General features: G+C 67.5%; 14 protein-coding genes, 7 tRNA genes and 1 riboswitch. Of the genes, 8 read left to right on the top strand and 13 right to left on the bottom strand.

Features of this window, described 5'->3' with window-relative positions; genetic code table 11:
- Positions 1-4 precede the first annotated feature (4 nt).
- The 3 genes from ACQPYM_RS21890 to ACQPYM_RS21880 all read right to left on the bottom strand — a co-directional run bounded on the left by ACQPYM_RS21890 (position 5) and on the right by ACQPYM_RS21880 (position 4197).
- A complete protein-coding gene (locus tag ACQPYM_RS21890) occupies positions 5-868 on the bottom strand; it encodes a sigma-70 family RNA polymerase sigma factor (RefSeq protein WP_433002681.1) in 864 nt (287 codons plus the stop codon).
- Positions 869-973: 105 nt separating this feature from the next.
- On the bottom strand, positions 974-2422 hold the full coding sequence (locus ACQPYM_RS21885; protein WP_433002678.1) for a glycine hydroxymethyltransferase: 1449 nt from the start codon (positions 2420-2422) through the stop codon (positions 974-976).
- 44 nt (positions 2423-2466) lie between these two features.
- Positions 2467-2550: riboswitch (ZMP/ZTP riboswitch) on the bottom strand.
- A 21-nt stretch (positions 2551-2571) separates the two neighbouring features.
- Entirely contained in the window at positions 2572-4197 is a 1626-nt protein-coding gene (locus ACQPYM_RS21880; protein ID WP_433002675.1) for an acyl-CoA dehydrogenase family protein, read from the bottom strand.
- An 18-nt stretch (positions 4198-4215) separates the two neighbouring features.
- On the opposite strand from ACQPYM_RS21880, the gene ACQPYM_RS21875 reads away from it, so the two are divergent.
- The 3 genes from ACQPYM_RS21875 to ACQPYM_RS21865 all read left to right on the top strand — a co-directional run bounded on the left by ACQPYM_RS21875 (position 4216) and on the right by ACQPYM_RS21865 (position 7517).
- A complete protein-coding gene (locus tag ACQPYM_RS21875; RefSeq protein WP_433002672.1) occupies positions 4216-5481 on the top strand; it encodes a YihY/virulence factor BrkB family protein in 1266 nt (421 codons plus the stop codon).
- Positions 5482-5643: 162 nt separating this feature from the next.
- Positions 5644-6708, top strand: coding sequence for a ribosome small subunit-dependent GTPase A (rsgA, locus tag ACQPYM_RS21870; protein WP_433002669.1), 1065 nt, complete (start codon positions 5644-5646; stop codon positions 6706-6708).
- Between the two features lie 65 nt (positions 6709-6773).
- Positions 6774-7517 carry an SDR family NAD(P)-dependent oxidoreductase gene (locus ACQPYM_RS21865; protein WP_433002666.1) on the top strand — a complete coding sequence of 248 codons (744 nt, stop codon included), beginning with the start codon at positions 6774-6776 and terminating at the stop codon, positions 7515-7517.
- Here the strand turns inward: ACQPYM_RS21865 and ACQPYM_RS21860 are convergent.
- Positions 7489-8928, bottom strand: a complete 1440-nt coding sequence (locus ACQPYM_RS21860; RefSeq protein ID WP_433002663.1) for a PLP-dependent aminotransferase family protein — start codon at positions 8926-8928, stop codon at positions 7489-7491. The two genes, ACQPYM_RS21865 and ACQPYM_RS21860, sit on opposite strands and share 29 nt — an antisense overlap.
- A gap of 95 nt (positions 8929-9023) precedes the next feature.
- Here ACQPYM_RS21860 and ACQPYM_RS21855 point away from each other — a divergent pair, with 95 nt between their 5' ends.
- Complete coding sequence (locus tag ACQPYM_RS21855; protein ID WP_433002660.1) at positions 9024-10232, top strand: MFS transporter; 1209 nt, start codon at positions 9024-9026, stop codon at positions 10230-10232.
- Between the two features lie 203 nt (positions 10233-10435).
- Here the strand turns inward: ACQPYM_RS21855 and ACQPYM_RS21850 are convergent.
- The 4 genes from ACQPYM_RS21850 to ACQPYM_RS21835 form a co-directional block, all read right to left on the bottom strand.
- Positions 10436-10507: transfer RNA gene (locus ACQPYM_RS21850), tRNA-Val, on the bottom strand.
- A 19-nt stretch (positions 10508-10526) separates the two neighbouring features.
- Positions 10527-10597 (bottom strand) — tRNA-Cys (locus ACQPYM_RS21845).
- A 29-nt stretch (positions 10598-10626) separates the two neighbouring features.
- A tRNA-Gly gene (locus ACQPYM_RS21840) sits at positions 10627-10699 on the bottom strand.
- Positions 10700-10849: 150 nt separating this feature from the next.
- Positions 10850-11092, bottom strand: coding sequence for a sigma factor-like helix-turn-helix DNA-binding protein (locus tag ACQPYM_RS21835; RefSeq protein WP_433002657.1), 243 nt, complete (start codon positions 11090-11092; stop codon positions 10850-10852).
- Positions 11093-11203: 111 nt separating this feature from the next.
- Here ACQPYM_RS21835 and ACQPYM_RS21830 point away from each other — a divergent pair, with 111 nt between their 5' ends.
- Positions 11204-11653: a pyridoxamine 5'-phosphate oxidase family protein gene (locus ACQPYM_RS21830; protein ID WP_433002654.1), complete on the top strand. Its 450-nt coding sequence runs from the start codon at positions 11204-11206 to the stop codon at positions 11651-11653.
- A gap of 263 nt (positions 11654-11916) precedes the next feature.
- On the opposite strand, the gene ACQPYM_RS21825 is transcribed toward ACQPYM_RS21830, so the two are convergent.
- From ACQPYM_RS21825 to ACQPYM_RS21815, 3 genes are all read right to left on the bottom strand, one after another.
- A tRNA-Val gene (locus ACQPYM_RS21825) sits at positions 11917-11988 on the bottom strand.
- Positions 11989-12006: 18 nt separating this feature from the next.
- Positions 12007-12077: transfer RNA gene (locus ACQPYM_RS21820), tRNA-Cys, on the bottom strand.
- A 52-nt stretch (positions 12078-12129) separates the two neighbouring features.
- Positions 12130-12202: transfer RNA gene (locus ACQPYM_RS21815), tRNA-Gly, on the bottom strand.
- A 180-nt stretch (positions 12203-12382) separates the two neighbouring features.
- On the opposite strand from ACQPYM_RS21815, the gene ACQPYM_RS21810 reads away from it, so the two are divergent.
- Positions 12383-13201 (top strand): aminotransferase class IV, encoded by an 819-nt coding sequence (locus ACQPYM_RS21810; RefSeq protein WP_433002650.1) that lies wholly within the window; start codon positions 12383-12385, stop codon positions 13199-13201.
- Positions 13202-13292: 91 nt separating this feature from the next.
- Here the strand turns inward: ACQPYM_RS21810 and ACQPYM_RS21805 are convergent, their stop codons facing one another.
- A complete protein-coding gene (locus tag ACQPYM_RS21805) occupies positions 13293-13859 on the bottom strand; it encodes a CGNR zinc finger domain-containing protein (protein WP_433002647.1) in 567 nt (188 codons plus the stop codon).
- Between the two features lie 116 nt (positions 13860-13975).
- Here ACQPYM_RS21805 and ACQPYM_RS21800 point away from each other — a divergent pair.
- Together ACQPYM_RS21800 and ACQPYM_RS21795 are read left to right on the top strand one after the other, a co-directional pair.
- Positions 13976-14047: transfer RNA gene (locus ACQPYM_RS21800), tRNA-Val, on the top strand.
- A gap of 390 nt (positions 14048-14437) precedes the next feature.
- Positions 14438-14761: a YciI family protein gene (locus ACQPYM_RS21795; protein WP_433002644.1), complete on the top strand. Its 324-nt coding sequence runs from the start codon at positions 14438-14440 to the stop codon at positions 14759-14761.
- A gap of 6 nt (positions 14762-14767) precedes the next feature.
- Here ACQPYM_RS21795 and ACQPYM_RS21790 read toward each other — a convergent pair whose 3' ends face one another.
- The gene (locus ACQPYM_RS21790) at positions 14768-15151 is read right to left on the bottom strand and encodes a hypothetical protein (protein WP_433002641.1); all 384 of its coding nucleotides are present in this window, start codon (positions 15149-15151) and stop codon (positions 14768-14770) included.
- Positions 15152-15221 lie beyond the last annotated feature (70 nt).

Genomic DNA, 15221 nt, shown 5'->3' with positions numbered 1-15221 from the left:
CGAGTCAGTCGAACGCGGGTAGGTCGAGCTGGGCGATCCGGTCCGGGTCGGCCATGATGTTGATCTCGACGATGCGGCCGCCGCGGACCGTGGTGCTGAGCACCGCGCGCGGCTGCCCTTCGATGTACGACACCCAGCCTGCCGCGCCGTTGACGATGGCCTTCCGGGGCATCGCGCCGAGCCGAGCGGACGACCGGGCCTGCCCAGCCACCGCCTCGATGCCACGCAACAGAGCCCCTGGCCCGCCCGCACCGACGTCGACCCGCAGTACGACATCGGGGTCGAGCACGGTGACCAAGGCTTCGAAGTTGCCCGCCCTCGCCGCCGCGAGAAACGCGTCGACCACCTCGCGCTGAGCCGGAAGATCGCAGTCCGGAACCGCAGCCCCGCGCACCCGCCGCCGCGCCCGGCTGGCGAGCTGGGTAGTGGCCGCCGTACTGCGCCCGACAATCGGCGCGATCTCGTCGAAGGGCACGGCGAACATGTCGTGCAGCACGAACGCGAGTCGCTCAGCCGGCGTCAGGGTCTCGAGCACGACCAGCAACGCCAACCCCACCGAGTCGGTGAGCATCGCCTCCTCGACCGGGTCGCCCACCGTCACGACCGGATCGGGCACGTAAGTCTCCAACGGCTCCTCCCGCCGGGACTTTCGCGACCGCAACATGTCGAGACACACCCGGCTCACCACCGTGGTGAGCCACCCACCGAGATTCGCGACGTCGCTGGTGTCGGTCCGAGCCAGCCGGAACCAAGCCTCCTGAACGGCGTCCTCCGCCTCAGTCAGCGACCCCAGCATCCGGTAGGCAACCGACCGCAGATGCCCCCGATAGTCCTCGAACCGCTCAGCCAGCACGTCATGCTCGTCCACTGTCAGCTTCCTCCGTCGTCGCCCGTCAGCCCTCTGACGTTCCAAACCCCACGGATATGACACAGCGCCCGCCTCGAGGGAGGCGGGCGCTGCGACGAACCATGATCAGTTCAGGTCGAGACCGGGGTAGAGCGGGTGCTTGTCGAGCAGCTCGGCAGAGGCCGCGCGGACCTTGTCGGCGACCCCGTCGGCCAGCACGTACTTCGCCTTCGACGGTGCGCCGGCAGCCGTGGTCGTCGGGGTGACGCTGGACAGCACCTCCACCATCAGCTCGGCAACGCGGTCGAATTCGTCGCCACCGAAGCCGCGGGTGGTGAGCGCCGGCGTACCGATCCGGACACCCGACGTGTACCAAGCGCCGTTCGGGTCGCGGGGGATCGCGTTGCGGTTGGTCACGATGCCCGCGTCGAGCAGCGCCGACTCGGCCTGCCGGCCGGTGATGCCGTACGACGAGACGTCGAGCAGGACGAGGTGGTTCTCCGTGCCGTCGGTGACCAGCTTCACGCCACGCTTCATCAGCCCCTCGGCCAGCGTCACCGCGTTGTCCGCGACGTTCTGCGCGTAGGTCTGGAACTCGGGGCGGCGGGCCTCGGCCAGCGCGACGGCCTTGGCCGCCATCACCTGGCTGAGCGGGCCACCGAGAACCATCGGGCAGCCGCGGTCGACGGCGTCGGCGTACTCCGGCTGGCACAGCACCATGCCGCCGCGCGGGCCGCGGAGCGACTTGTGCGTGGTGGTCGTGGTGACGTGCGCGTGCGGTACCGGGTCGAAGTCGTCGGTGAAGACCTTGCCGGCGACGAGTCCGGCGAAGTGCGCCATGTCGACCATCAGGGTGGCGCCGACCTCGTCGGCGATCTCGCGCATCTTGGCGAAGTTGATCTTGCGCGGGTACGCCGAGTAGCCGGCGATCAGGATCAGCGGCTTGAACTCACGGGCCGTCGCGGCGACCAGGTCGTAGTCCAGCAGCCCGGTCTCCGGGTCGGTGCCGTACGAGCTCTGGTGGAACATCTTGCCGGAGATGTTCGGCCGGAAGCCGTGGGTCAGGTGACCGCCGGCGTCGAGCGACATGCCGAGCATCTTCTGGTCGCCGAGCGCCTTGCGGAGCTTGGCCCAGTCCTCGTCGGTGAGGTCGTTGACGTGCTTCGCACCGACCTCGGCCAGCGCCGGCGACTCGATCCGGTTGGCCAGGATCGCCCAGAAGGCGACCAGGTTCGCATCGATGCCGGAGTGCGGCTGGACGTAGGCGTGCGGGGCGCCGAAGAGCGCCTTCGCGTGGTCGGCGGCGGTCTGCTCGACGGTGTCGACGTTCTGGCAGCCGGCGTAGAAGCGGTGCCCGACGGTGCCCTCGGCGTACTTGTCCGAGAGCCAGTTGCCCATCGTCAGCAAGGTCGCCGGGGAGGCGTAGTTCTCGCTGGCGATCAGCTTCAGCGAGGAGCGCTGGTCGGCCAGCTCGGCCTTGATCGCGCCGGCGATGGTGGGTTCCACCGCGCCGATCACCTCGAGCGCGTTGCGGTACGCGGCCGACGCGGTTGCGGCGTCGAAGGGTTGAGTCATCTTCGTCTCTCTCCTGAGGTCGCACAGGTCTCCCTGTGACGAGGTCGCGGCACCCAGGCGCACGGTGCCGGCGGTCTTTTCGCTCCCCGGTGGTCGATCCCACCTCAGCGCCAGTCGCGACGCCGTAACCCTAGCGTGTGACGGCTCGGTCAGAGGATGCGGTCGAGGATCGGACCGTACGGCGTGGTGCGCGGCAGCGTCCCGAACACGCCACCCCAGTCGCCGGCCAGCCGGGAAGCCACGAACGCATCCGCCACCTCCGGCGTGGAGTGCCGGACGAGGAGCGATGCCTGCAAGCAAACGGCCATCCGCGCGGCCAATCGGCGGGCCCCCGCCTCGGCTCCCGCCAGGTCGGAGAGCGACTCCAGTACGTCGGTCACGGCCGCGTCCAGGCGATGGTCGGCACCTTGCGCCGCACCGACTTCGAGCAGCCACGCCTCGAGCGACTCGGGTCGACGCAGTGCACGCAGTACGTCGAGGGCGTTGACCGTGCCCGAGCCCTCCCAGATGGAGTTCAGCGGGGACTCGCGGAACAGCAGCGGGAGACCGCTCTCCTCGACATAACCGTTGCCGCCGAGGCACTCCAGCGCTTCGGCGACGGTGAACGAGGTGCGCTTGCAGACCCAGAACTTCGCCAGCGGCAGCGCGATCCGGCGGAACGCGATGGCCTGCTCGTCACCGGCGATCGAGGCGTCCATCGCCGCGGCCAGCCGCATCGAGAGAGCGGTTGCCGCCTCGCTCTCGATGGCCAGGTCGGCGAGCACGTTCTGCATCGCGGGCTTGTTCTTCAGCAGGTCGCCGAAGGCGCTGCGATGCGCGGTGTGCCAGGTCGCCTCGACCAGAGCCCGCCGCATCAACGCCGCCGAGCCGAGCACGCAGTCGAGCCGGGTCGCCGCGACCATCTCGATGATCGTCCGGACGCCGGCCCCCTCGTCGCCGAGCCGATAGCCGACGGTGTTGTGGAACTCGACCTCACTCGACGCGTTCGACCGGTTGCCGAGCTTGTCCTTCAACCGTTGCAGGGCAAACGCATTCCGGTTGCCATCGGCAAGGACCCGCGGGACGACGAAGCAGGTCAGGCCGTCCGCCGCCTGGGCCAGGACGAGGAACACGTCGACCTGCGGCGCGGAGCAGAACCACTTGTGCCCGTTCAGCACGTACTCGCCGTCCGCCCCGACCGGCGTCGCGGTGGTGACATTGGCCCGTACGTCGGAACCGCCCTGCTTCTCCGTCATGCCCATCCCGGCAAGCACGCCCGCTTTGTCCGCGGCGGGAAGACGGCGTACGTCGTACTGGGTGGCGGCGAGGCGTGGGATCCATTCGCCGGCCAGTGTCTTGTCGGCGCGGAGTGCCGGGACGGCGGCGTACGTCATGGAGATCGGGCATGCGTGGCCAGGCTCGACCTGCGACCAGACGTAGAAGCCGGCTGCGCGGGTCAGGTGCGGTGACGGTTCGTCGCTGGTCCAGGGTGCTGCTTGCAGTCCGAAGCCGACCGCCTTTTCCATCAGCCAGTGCCAGGACGGGTGGAACTCCACTTCGTCGATCCGGTGGCCGTAGCGGTTGTGCGTTCGTAGTACGGGGGAGTTCTGGTTGGCGGGGAGGGCGTGCGAGAGCGCCTCCTCGCTGCCGGCGAGCTCACCGAGCTCCAGCAGCCCGGAATTCGCGCTCAGGTCAGCGTATGGACGCAGAGAGTCACCAAGTGCGGTGTCCCGCGTGAAGAAGTTCACCCCGTGCAGTGGGGGAGCCTGATTCGTTACAGCGTTTGGGTCCGCCATGTCAGTACGGTAAGCGGTATGGCACGCTCTGGGTCCGAGACCTCCGTCTCATTCGCATGGGCCCGACAACTTCCCGGTACGACGTGGCGGCTGCTGACCCAGACGGTCGGCACCTGTCTTCGCTACCGGGTCACGGGACTGGCCGCGGAGGCGGCGTTCTTCGCGATCCTGTCGCTGCCCCCGCTGATCTTCGGGCTGGCCGGCAGCATCGGCTTCATCGCGAACGAGTTCGACCTGGAGACGATCGAGGACATCAAGCTCCAGATCATCCAGCTGGCCGAGCGGGCGCTGACCGCGGACTCGGTCCAGCAGGTGATCGTGCCGACCCTCGACGACGTGCTCGGCAGTGGCGGCCGCTTCGACGTCATCTCGATCGGTTTCGTGCTGGCCCTGTGGTCCGGCAGCCGCGCGCTGAACGTCTTCGTCGACACCATCACGATCATGTACGGGATGGGCGGCCGTCGCGGCATCGTCAAGACCCGGGCGCTGTCGTTCAGCCTGTACTGCGTAGCGCTCGTCATCGGCGTGATCGTCCTGCCGCTGGTGCTGGCCGGCCCGAACGCGGTGGACGAGCTGCTGCCGCAAAGAGTCGACTTCCTGAACCAGCTGTACTGGCCGGTCGTGACGATCCTGTCGGCCGGCTTCCTCAACACCCTCTACCACCTGTCGGTCCCGGTGCGGACGCCGTGGGTCTCCGACCTGCCGGGCGCGTTCCTGGCGCTGTCGCTCTGGATCCTCGGCAGCTTCCTGCTGCGTTGGGTCCTGCAGACCACCGTCGGTGGCACCTCGATCTACGGACCGCTCGCGGCGCCCATCGCGGTGCTGCTGTGGCTGTACCTGACCGCTATCGCGGTGCTCATCGGGGCGGCGCTGAACGCGGTGGTCGACCGGACCTGGCCGGACAAGTCGCGCAAGGAGGACGCCGAACACGAGCCGGTGATGAAGGCCGACTCGAAAGCGCACCACGAGGAGACCCTGGCCCCGGACGACCGGCCGGAGATCAAGATGGCCAAGAAGGTCGAAGCCCTCGGCCAGCACAAGGCCCCGGCCGCACCGGAGTCCACCGAGGCACCGGATGCGCCTCGGGCGGCGCCGTCCCGGACGCCGGCCGTGATACACGATTCACCGCCCGAGGAGGCGCGACAGGCGCCTGCTGCGCCGGCAGCCGTAGTACCGGAGAAGGACGACGGGGCCGGCCGGCCGAAGGCCAAGCAGGCCGCGGAACGCAAGACTGCGTCGGTCGGAAAACCCGGTGCGCCGACCGAACCCGACGACCTAGGCTGAACGCAGCGCGAGGAGCTGTTCCGGACCGACGGAACGGCCTGGACAGGGAAGGGAGCTGACGCCGTCATGAGCTTGCATCAGGCCCATCGGGCCGCTGTCTCCCACTTCGTCCGTCCGCTGAGCTGAACTCGCGGCCGGGCCTCCCGAAAGGTTCGTCGCACGATGTCAGCAGAACTTCAGGCCCTGGGGCTCGACGCCCCGACAGCGGATCATCTCGCCGCACTCCCGGGCGAGCTCGTTCCCGGCCGGGTGGTGCGGGTCGACAAAGGCTTGTCGACCGTTCTCACCGAGGACGGCCCGGTCCGTGCCACTTGGTCCGGCGCAGTACTGGCGGCCATTGCCGCCGACCCACAGGCGACGCCGTGCACCGGCGACTGGGTCGCCTTACGGAGTTGGCCGGACGATCGCATCACCGTCGAAGCCGTCGCACCTCGCCGTACTGCGATCCTGCGGGCGGAGGTCGGCGGTAGTTCGCGCGGTCAGGTCCTCGCGGCCAATGTCGACGTGGTCGCCGTTGTCGTCGGGCTGCACCCCGAGCCGAACATCGGCCGGATAGAGCGCTTCCTGGCCCTCGCCTGGGAGAGCGGCGCGCGGCCGGTCGTAGTACTGACCAAAGCGGACCTGGTCGGGGATGCGGACAGTGTTGCCGAGGATGTGGCGACCGCTGCGCCCGGTGCCGACGTACTGGTGTGCAGTGCGACGACAGGTGAGGGCCTGGAGGCCGTCAGGTCACTGCTGGACGGCAACGCGACCATGGCCTTGCTGGGGACCAGTGGAGCCGGCAAGTCGTCACTGGTGAACGCACTGGCCGGTGTGGAACTCCTTGACGTGCAGGCGATCCGCGAGGACGGCAAGGGCCGGCACACGTCGGTACGCCGGGAGCTGATCCTGTTGCCCAGGGGTGGCGTCGTCATCGACACACCTGGGTTGCGGGGGCTCGGGTTGCAGGAGGCTGGCGAAGGGCTGGCGGCCGCGTTCCCGGATGTGGCGGCTCTGGCTGCGCAGTGCCGGTTCAAGGACTGTGCGCACGTGACGGAGCCGGGGTGCGCAGTACAGGAGGCTCTGGAGGAGGGGGCGCTGTCTGTGCGGCGCTACGAGAGCTGGGTGAAGCTGCAGCGCGAGGCGGCGTACATGACTCGCCGGGCCGACAACCGCCGGCAGCTCGAGGCCCGCAAGGCGTGGATCCAGGCCAAGGACTACCGTCGCGACAGTGAACCCCGCCCCTAGTGCGCCGTGTCGGAAGTTCCGACATGGCGCACTAGTTTGTCCTGAGTAATGAAAGACTCGGGGTCATGGATCGAGCTGTCTTGGTGACCGGAGCATCCCGCGGAATCGGTGCGGCGACGGCTCAGGCCTTCGCCGCCGAAGGGGATCGGGTGGCCGTGCATTACGGCTCGTCGCCCGATGCCGCCGAGGCTGTCTTGAAGGAGCTGCCGGGTTCGGGCCACGTGCTCGCCCAGGCTGACCTGGGTGATCCGGTGGCGATCCAGAAGATGGTCGAGGGCGTCGCCGACGCGCTGGGCAGCATCGACGTACTGGTGAACAACGCAGGGGTTTATGAGTCGCACCCGATCCGGCAGACGTCGTACGACGAATGGCAGGCCGCCTGGGCCACCACCCTCGGCGTCAATCTCCTCGGCGCCGCCAACGTCACCTGGTGCGCGGTGCGGCACATGTCCCGCGGCGGCCGCATCATCAACGTCTCCTCGCGCGGCGCCTTCCGCGGCGAACCGAACCAGCCCGCGTACGGCGCCAGCAAGGCCGCGCTGGTCTCGTTGAGCCAGTCCCTGGCCAGATCCCTCGGCCCAGAAGGGATCGCGGTCACCACGATCGCTCCTGGCTGGACCACGACAGACATGGCCGCCGACGCCCTCTCCGGCGACGGCTATGACCGGCGCCGCCTGGAAAGCCCGCTGGAACGCGTAGCCTCTCCAGCCGAGGTAGCGGCCGCCATCACCTACCTGGCCTCTCCACTGGCCGAGTTCGCCACCGGCACCGTTCTCGACTTCAACGGTGGTTCACACCTCCGGATGTGAGCTCGGCCATCGACTTCGCGATGAGCTGTACGGCGGAGCGGAGGCGGGCCGGGGTGAGGGTCGCGTAGCCGACGACCAGGCCAGGTGGGAGGTCGATGGCGCGGGCGTAGCGGGACAGCGGGGAGAGCTGGATGTGCTGCGCTTTCAGGTGTTTGACGACCTCGCGATCGTCGAAGCCGTTGGGTAGCTGGATGACCAGATGCAGGCCGCCTGCGATGCCGAGCGGTTTCCAGTCCGGCAGGTGCTCCGCGAGGGCAGCGAGCAAGGCGTCGCGCCGTTCGCGGTAGAGCAGGCGGGTTCGCCGGAGGTGCCGGTCGTATCCGCCGCTCTGCAGGAAGTGCGTGAGGGCCGCCTGATCCAGGGCTGATCCGCCACGGTCGTGCAAGCGCTTCTGGCGCACCACTTCGTCGAGCATGCCGGCGGGCGGCACCAGCCAGCCGAGTCGCAGGGCCGGCGCCATTGTTTTGCTCAGTGTGCCGACGTACGCGACGGAGTCGGGGTAGATCGCTTGCAGGGCGCCGACGGGTGCCCGGTCGTAGCGGTACTCGGCGTCGTAGTCGTCCTCGATCACCAGGCCCTTCGTGGAGTCCGCCCAGTCCAGTAGTGCGCGGCGACGGGCCGGACTCAGCGAGACGCCGAGCGGGTACTGGTGCGCCGACGTCACGATCACCGCCCGGCAATCTGTCCGCGCCAGCGCATCGACTCGGATGCCCTCATCGTCAACGGGCACGGGGCATCCTCGCAATCCGCGGGCCTCGAGAAGCTCGTACTGCTCCTGGTTACCGGGATCTTCGACCGCTACCTCCGTTTGACCGTCGGCTCGCAGGACAGCGCACAGCAGGTTGAGCGCTTCGAAGGTGCCGTGGGTAATGACGACACCGGCCGGGGCTGTCACCACGCCGCGAACCCGGCCGAGGTATCCGGCCAGCTCCGTCCTGGTCGTCAGCAGGCCGGCTGGATCGGGGTAGCCGAGCTCGACATCGGTCAGCGCCGCGCAGCCTTGTCGAAGCGCGGACAGCCAGGCGCTGCGCGGGAAGGCGCCGAGGGACGGCATGCCGGGGCCGAGGCGATACCGATCGGGTTTTGGCGTGGGGCGTTTCGCCGCGGGCGCCGGCTGTGGTGCGACGTCCGCGACCCAGGTGCCCGAACCATGTCGGGCCTCCAGATAGCCCTCTGCGAGGAGCTGGCGGTAGACAGCGGTCACGGTGCCGCGGGCGACGCCGAGCTGGGCCGCGAGATCCCGGGTGGACGGCAGACGCTCGCCGGTGCGCAGACGGCCGGCCCGGATCGCAGTACGGAGGGACCTCTCCAGGCCGCGGCCCGGCTGTGCCCATGCTGACCCCACGCCCCGGTCAGGTGCTGTTCCGGTCGGGAGCAGCAACTCTCGCAGAGTGGTCCAACTTTCCGTCATAGATGTGGATCTTACGACTGATCCACTTCCTGCGCAGACTCTTTCTTGTCACTGACAGAGAGAGGCAGCAGATGAGTCAACGGTGGGTGGGGACCATGCGCGGGCTCCCACGGGTGTTCTGGTACCTGTGGGCGATCACCCTGATCGGCAACATCAGCTCGTTCGTGCTGATCTTCATCACGTTCTACCTGCACAGCGAGCGAGGATTCGACCCGGCCCAGATCGGTCTGGCGCTGGCCCTGACCGGCGGCGGTTGCGTCGTGGGCAGCATCGGCGGCGGAATACTCGCCGACCGCTGGGGCAGGCGCCGTACGGCGGTCGTCGGCTACCTGGTCAGTTCGGCGGCGCTGGCAGGCGCCGGGGTGAGCGGCGGCCTGGCATCGATCATGGTCTTCCTGGTGGTCATGGGTGCGGGCACGGTCGCCGCGGGAATCGCCGGCAGCGCCATCCTCAGCGAGGTCGTGCCGGCGGAGGACCGGCCGCGCGCCTACAGCATCAACTACTGGGCGATCAACGTCGGTACGTCGATCGCGGCCCTGCTCGCCCCGGTCGCGATGAAGGCCGGCTTCGCCGTGATCTTCGTGGTCGACGCGATCGGCTTCCTGATCCTGGCCGCGCTGATGTGGTTCCTCGTGCCAGAGACCCGGGTCGCTGCCCCGCCTGAGGCCGTGGCGCCCGTCGGTGCGGTCCTGACCATCCTGCGGGACCGCCAGTTCCTGGTCTTCGTCGCGCTGTTCTTCGGTTTCCAGTTGATCTTCAAACAAAGCAACGCAGGCCTGCCGCTAGCCGTACAGCGCGACGGCCTCGACGCCCAGGCCTACGGCTGGATCTACGCGATCAACACCCTGCTGATCGTGGTCGGCCAACTCTTCGTCCCACGCCTCATCCGAGGCCACACGTACTCACGGATCCTCGCCCTAGGCGCTCTCCTAGTCGGCCTAGGTTTCGGCCTGACCGGCGTAGCCGACGTCATCTGGTTCTACGCCCTGACCGTAGCGATCTGGACCCTGGGGGAGATGGCGTACTTCGCAGTCCTCGACAGCTCCCTAGCCGGCATGGCCCCAGGACCCCTCCGAGGCCGCTACTTCGGCTTCTTCACAGCAGCCAGCCAAACGTCCCGCCTGGTAGCCCCGCTACTCAGCGGCTACCTCCTGCAGTACCACGGCCAAACCCTCTGGATAGCCTGCTTCGTCCTGGGCATCGCCCTAGCCGCGTCGTACGTACTGAGCGCCCCAGCAAGAGAACAACGCATAACAGCAGCAACAGCAGAAAGCCGCCCACTCACACCAGTCACCGACGGATAGCCAACGGAGAACCCCAGCCACAACCGGGAAGCAGACTGACAACATCAGCCGTAGACGGGAGAGCCGACTGACGGCATCAGCCACAGATGATGGGGGTGTGGGTGGCGAAGCCCCCACCCGCGGCAAGCGAAGCGCAGCCGCACAAAACGACGAGAGCGACCCGGTCCCCGCTTTCCGGGGACACGAGTCGCTCATCGATCTCGTGGACGATACTGGGATCGAACCAGTGACCTCTTCCGTGTCAGGGAAGCGCGCTACCGCTGCGCCAATCGTCCAGGAACTACTGGGTGTTCGAGGTGGAGACGGGATTCGAACCCGTGTACACGGCTTTGCAGGCCGTTGCCTCGCCTCTCGGCCACTCCACCACAGAGTCTCAGCCTACTGACCTGTACCGAGCGAACGACCGGGTTCGAACCGGCGACCTCAACCTTGGCAAGGTTGCGCTCTACCAACTGAGCTACGTTCGCATCGCGGTGAGCTGTTCGAAGTACTTCGACCTGCTCGGTGCGAGAGCAGAACAGTAGCGCACTTTTCCGGAAGTTCGAAACCGAGTATCCGGGTGTCGCGCGATCACCTGCCCAGGCGTGGATTCCGTCACTCCAGTCACACCAGTTTCACTATTTCTCAAGCGCTCCGAGCCTCGCCTGGGCCGCCCGCACCCGCCACCGCGCACGCAGTACGAGCTCCCGCGCCGCCGCCGGCGAACACCCCACGATCGCCGCGATCTCCTCGGCCGGCACCCCGAACATCGCATCCAGCACGAACGCCATCCGCTCCTCCGCGGTCAGCCCCTCGACAGCAGTGAGCAATGCCCCCTCCACCGCCGTCGCGCGCCCCGCCAACTCGTCGTCACGCCCCACGGCAGCCACCTTTCGCCCGGCCCAGTCACATCCCGGACTCGCCGCCCGTCATGGTTCTGACGAACCGCATCGGCAGAATGTGACACCGCACGACCCCCGAGAAGGAGCCCCATGCCCACCCCCGCCGCACCCCGCCCATTCGAAACCCGCAAGGCCGACACCCTCCACCGCCTCGCAACAGACATCGACGCCTGGGTCTCCACCGCATCACCCACCGGTACGCCGTACCTGATGCCCCTCTCGTTCCTCTGGATCGACGACACGATCCTGCTGTCCACGGCCCGCAACAACCCCACCAGCCGCAACCTCCAGGCAACCGGCCAGGTCCACCTGTCCTTGGGCGAAACCCGCGACGTAGTCCTCATCACCGGCACAGCCGAGCTGGTAGAAGACCTCCCCGAAGACCAGGCCAATGCCTTCACCGAGAAGACAGGCTTCGACCCCCGCCTCTCCAACTACCCGTTCTTCCGAGTAAGCCCTACCCGAATTCAAGCCTGGCGAGAAGTCAACGAACTGAAAGCCCGAGACCTGATGCTCGAAGGCAAATGGCTAGACGCATAGCCGCAGACACCCCAGCCACAACCGGGGAGCCGACATACAACACCAGCCACGGACAGGAAGCAGATCGGCAACGCCAGCCAGAGCCGGAAAGCCGACTGACGGCGTCAGCCAGAGCCGGAGAGCCGACTGGCGGCATCAGCCGTAGACGGAGGGGGGTGTGGGTGGCGAAGCCCCCACCCGCGGCAAGCGAAGCGCAGCCGCACAAAATGACGAGGGCGACCCGGTCCGCGTTCTCCGCGGACACAGATCGCCCTCGCTCCGAGTGGACGATACTGGGATCGAACCAGTGACCTCTTCCGTGTCAGGGAAGCGCGCTACCGCTGCGCCAATCGTCCAAGATTCTTCGGTGTTCGAGGTGGAGACGGGATTCGAACCCGTGTACACGGCTTTGCAGGCCGTTGCCTCGCCTCTCGGCCACTCCACCAGGTGAGAAAGCTGGCCTGCCGACTTCTCGACCAGGAGGATGGCCCTCTCCGAGCGGACGACCGGGTTCGAACCGGCGACCTCAACCTTGGCAAGGTTGCGCTCTACCAACTGAGCTACGTCCGCGCTGCAACCGGGTTTTTCGTTCCCCTCGGTGCGAGAAGAACATTAGCGCACCTCCGTGTCAGTGCAAAAACGGGGGTCACCTTCCGTCCCACCTGCGGTCACCGGCCGGTCACTCACGGACTCCCCGGCGGGCCCGGAACGACCCTCGGCATAAGGTGTGCGCGGTTGGAAGGAGCACGCATGATCATCTGGCTGAACGGCGCACTTCAGGACGAGTCTGCCGCCGTCTCGCCGCTGGACCACGGGCTCACGACGGGCGACGGTGTCTTCGAGACCCTGAAGCTCGTGGACGGGCAGCCGTTCGCGGTCACCCGGCATCTGGACCGCCTGGTCGTCTCGGCGACGGGGCTGGGTCTGCCGGAGCCCGATCTGGCGCTGGTGCGAGACGCGATCGCGACCGTCGTGAAGGCCGACCCGGACATCGCGTTCGGCCGGCTGCGGATCACCTACACCGGCGGGGTCTCGCCGTTGTCGTCGGATCGCGGTACCGCGGGCCCGACGCTGATCGTCGCGTCGCAGGCGATCGAGCGGCCCGCGCCGAGTTCGGCGATCGTGACCGTGCCGTGGGTGCGGAACGAGCGCAGCGCCGTCGCCGGGCTGAAGACCACGTCGTACGCCGAGAACGTCCGCGCGCTCGCCTATGCCAAGGCGCGCGGCGGCAGCGAGGCGATCTTCGCGAACACCGTCGGAGATCTGTGCGAAGGCACCGGTTCGAACATCTTCTGCGTTTACGACGGGGAGCTGGTGACGCCGACCCTTCAGTCGGGCGCATTGGCCGGTGTGACGCGGAATCTGGTGCTGGCCTGGTTCGGCGGGGTCGAGCGCGACGTGCCGCTCGAGATGCTGGCGGACGCGGATGAGATCTTCCTCACCTCGACCACGCGCGACGTCCAGGCGATCCACCGGGCGGACGACCGCGACCTCGCAGTACCGGGTGAAGTGACCGCCGCCGTCGCCAGGGTGTTCGCCGAGCGGTCCGCGGAGGACCTCGACCCGTAAGGGCACGCCCGTAGTAGTCGGCGCCCCAGAAGGCAGTGGCAGGAAACGGCAGCGTCCGGAGCCCCAGTGGGTGCTCCGGACGCTGATTCGTCTACTCGCCGGCGGACTTGCGGCGTTCGCGGTACGCCGCAACGTGTAAGCGGTTGCCGCAGGTGCGGGCGTCGCAGTACCGCTTGGAGCGGTTCCGCGACAGGTCGATCAGCGCGTCGTCGCAGTCCGGCGCCTCACAGCGCCGCAACCGCTCGCGTTCGCCCGCCGAGATCACCTGGGCAAGCGCGATCCCGCACTCGACCGTGATCCGGCAGGTCAGCGACGCGCCGTCGCGCGAATAGTGGATGTGCCACGGATGACCGTCGTGGTTGGTCAGCCGCGGCGTCGTCGTACCGCGCGCGACGATCGCATTGATCATCGCGGCCGCCTCGGCGTCGGACGTCGTGGTGAACACCGGCGCGAACAGCGGCCGCAACTCCCGGACGTCGTGCAGATCGGTCTCGGTCAGTTGGCCCACCGCGCTGAACTCGCGTTCGTGGACGAACTTCTCCAGATCCTCGAGCGTTTCCAGTGAGTCGACCTGGCTGGTCGGCCCGGGCAGCGTATTGACCAGCCGGACCAGCGTGCCGAGCGCGTGCTCGGTGTCGTGCGAGAAAGTCACAATCACGTCTCCAACGCGACGGGGTCTCCGTCTTGCTAGCAAGAGTAGCCCGGCCCGATTCGTACGTCGCGGATCAATGCGCTATGGTTTCACCCGCAACACAGTACGGTGCAAGCAGATCCGGGCGATTGGCGCAGTGGTAGCGCGCTTCGTTCACACCGAAGAGGTCACTGGTTCGAACCCAGTATCGCCCACCCGATGATCAGCCGGCTTCCACGGAGCCGGCTTTTTGCTTGTACTACGCCCGCGCACCCTCCGCCGGTCGCTCCTACGTCACTCCCCGCTCCGGCTGCTCCCACCCACCCCTCTGCGACTGCCGCTCCTCCGTCGCGTGGGTGCCCGGGCGCGGCTCGTCTCCTGCCGGGGACCCAGGCGACCGTCTGCCGCCAGACTCTTCAGTTGATCGAGGCCCGGGGCTCGATCAACTGCGAGGGCCGGCGAGCAGACTTCTTCGAGGAAGTCCGGGCGGGTGTGTCGGAATTGGGTGCTGGTGGTCGTAGGAGGTGTGAGGCTGCCTGTTGACGGCAGCCTGAAATTCTGACTACCAGAACCATGCTTCGACAGCACAGGGAGATGATCTTCAGATGCGCTATCTGGTTTCTGTGATTGATGACAAAGAGAATCCTGGGAGTACGGATCGGCTGCCGGCTATCAGTGCGTTCAACGAGCGGTTGATCGCTGACGGGTACTGGGTGTTTGCGGGTGGGCTTGCGGATACCGATGCGGCCACGGTGATCGATAACCGCGGGGAGCAGCCGGTGTTCACCGACGGACCCTTCGTGGAGTCGAAGGAGTATCTGGCCGGCATCTGGGTTTGGGAGGCTGCCGATCTGGATGTGGTGCTGAAGCTTGCCGCCGAGGCGTCCAAGGTCTGCGATCGGAAGATTGAGGTGCGGCCGTTCCAGTAAGCGACGTCAGTGGAGGGGATGTCTTCGGTAGCTGGGGTGGGGCGCGCCCAGTTCCAGGTCGTTCTCGTCCAGGGCGTTGCTGATCGTCAGGCGGTTGTCGGTGAAGATGAAGCTGACCGCGATCATGCGGTCGGCGACGTCCCCGCCGGCCCACTCGAGAAGCTCGACGGCCGTTAGCTGCTGGCCTTTGAGAACCTCCAGCTCGGGTCGGGGCTCAGGTCGCCACGCCAGGGAGAAGCTGTGTACCTCCGGGGTGCCGTTCGACCAGGTTGAGTGACCGACGGGATCGATCGTGTTCCAGGTGATCGACAGGTCGTTGAACTTCTGGTGGTTGAGCTCGACCTGTTCGCCGTCGAAGTCCAGCAGGACCGTCGGGGCCCGACGCAGCACCGAAACTGATAGGCCGGACCGCCAGCACTCACAAAGCGGCTTCATGGAGCGCGACACATAGGCGCCCACG

The sequence above is a fragment of the Kribbella sp. CA-294648 genome, assembly GCF_050943845.1.
GTDB lineage: Bacteria > Actinomycetota > Actinomycetes > Propionibacteriales > Kribbellaceae > Kribbella.
This window is presented reverse-complemented; position numbering and strand designations above follow the sequence as displayed.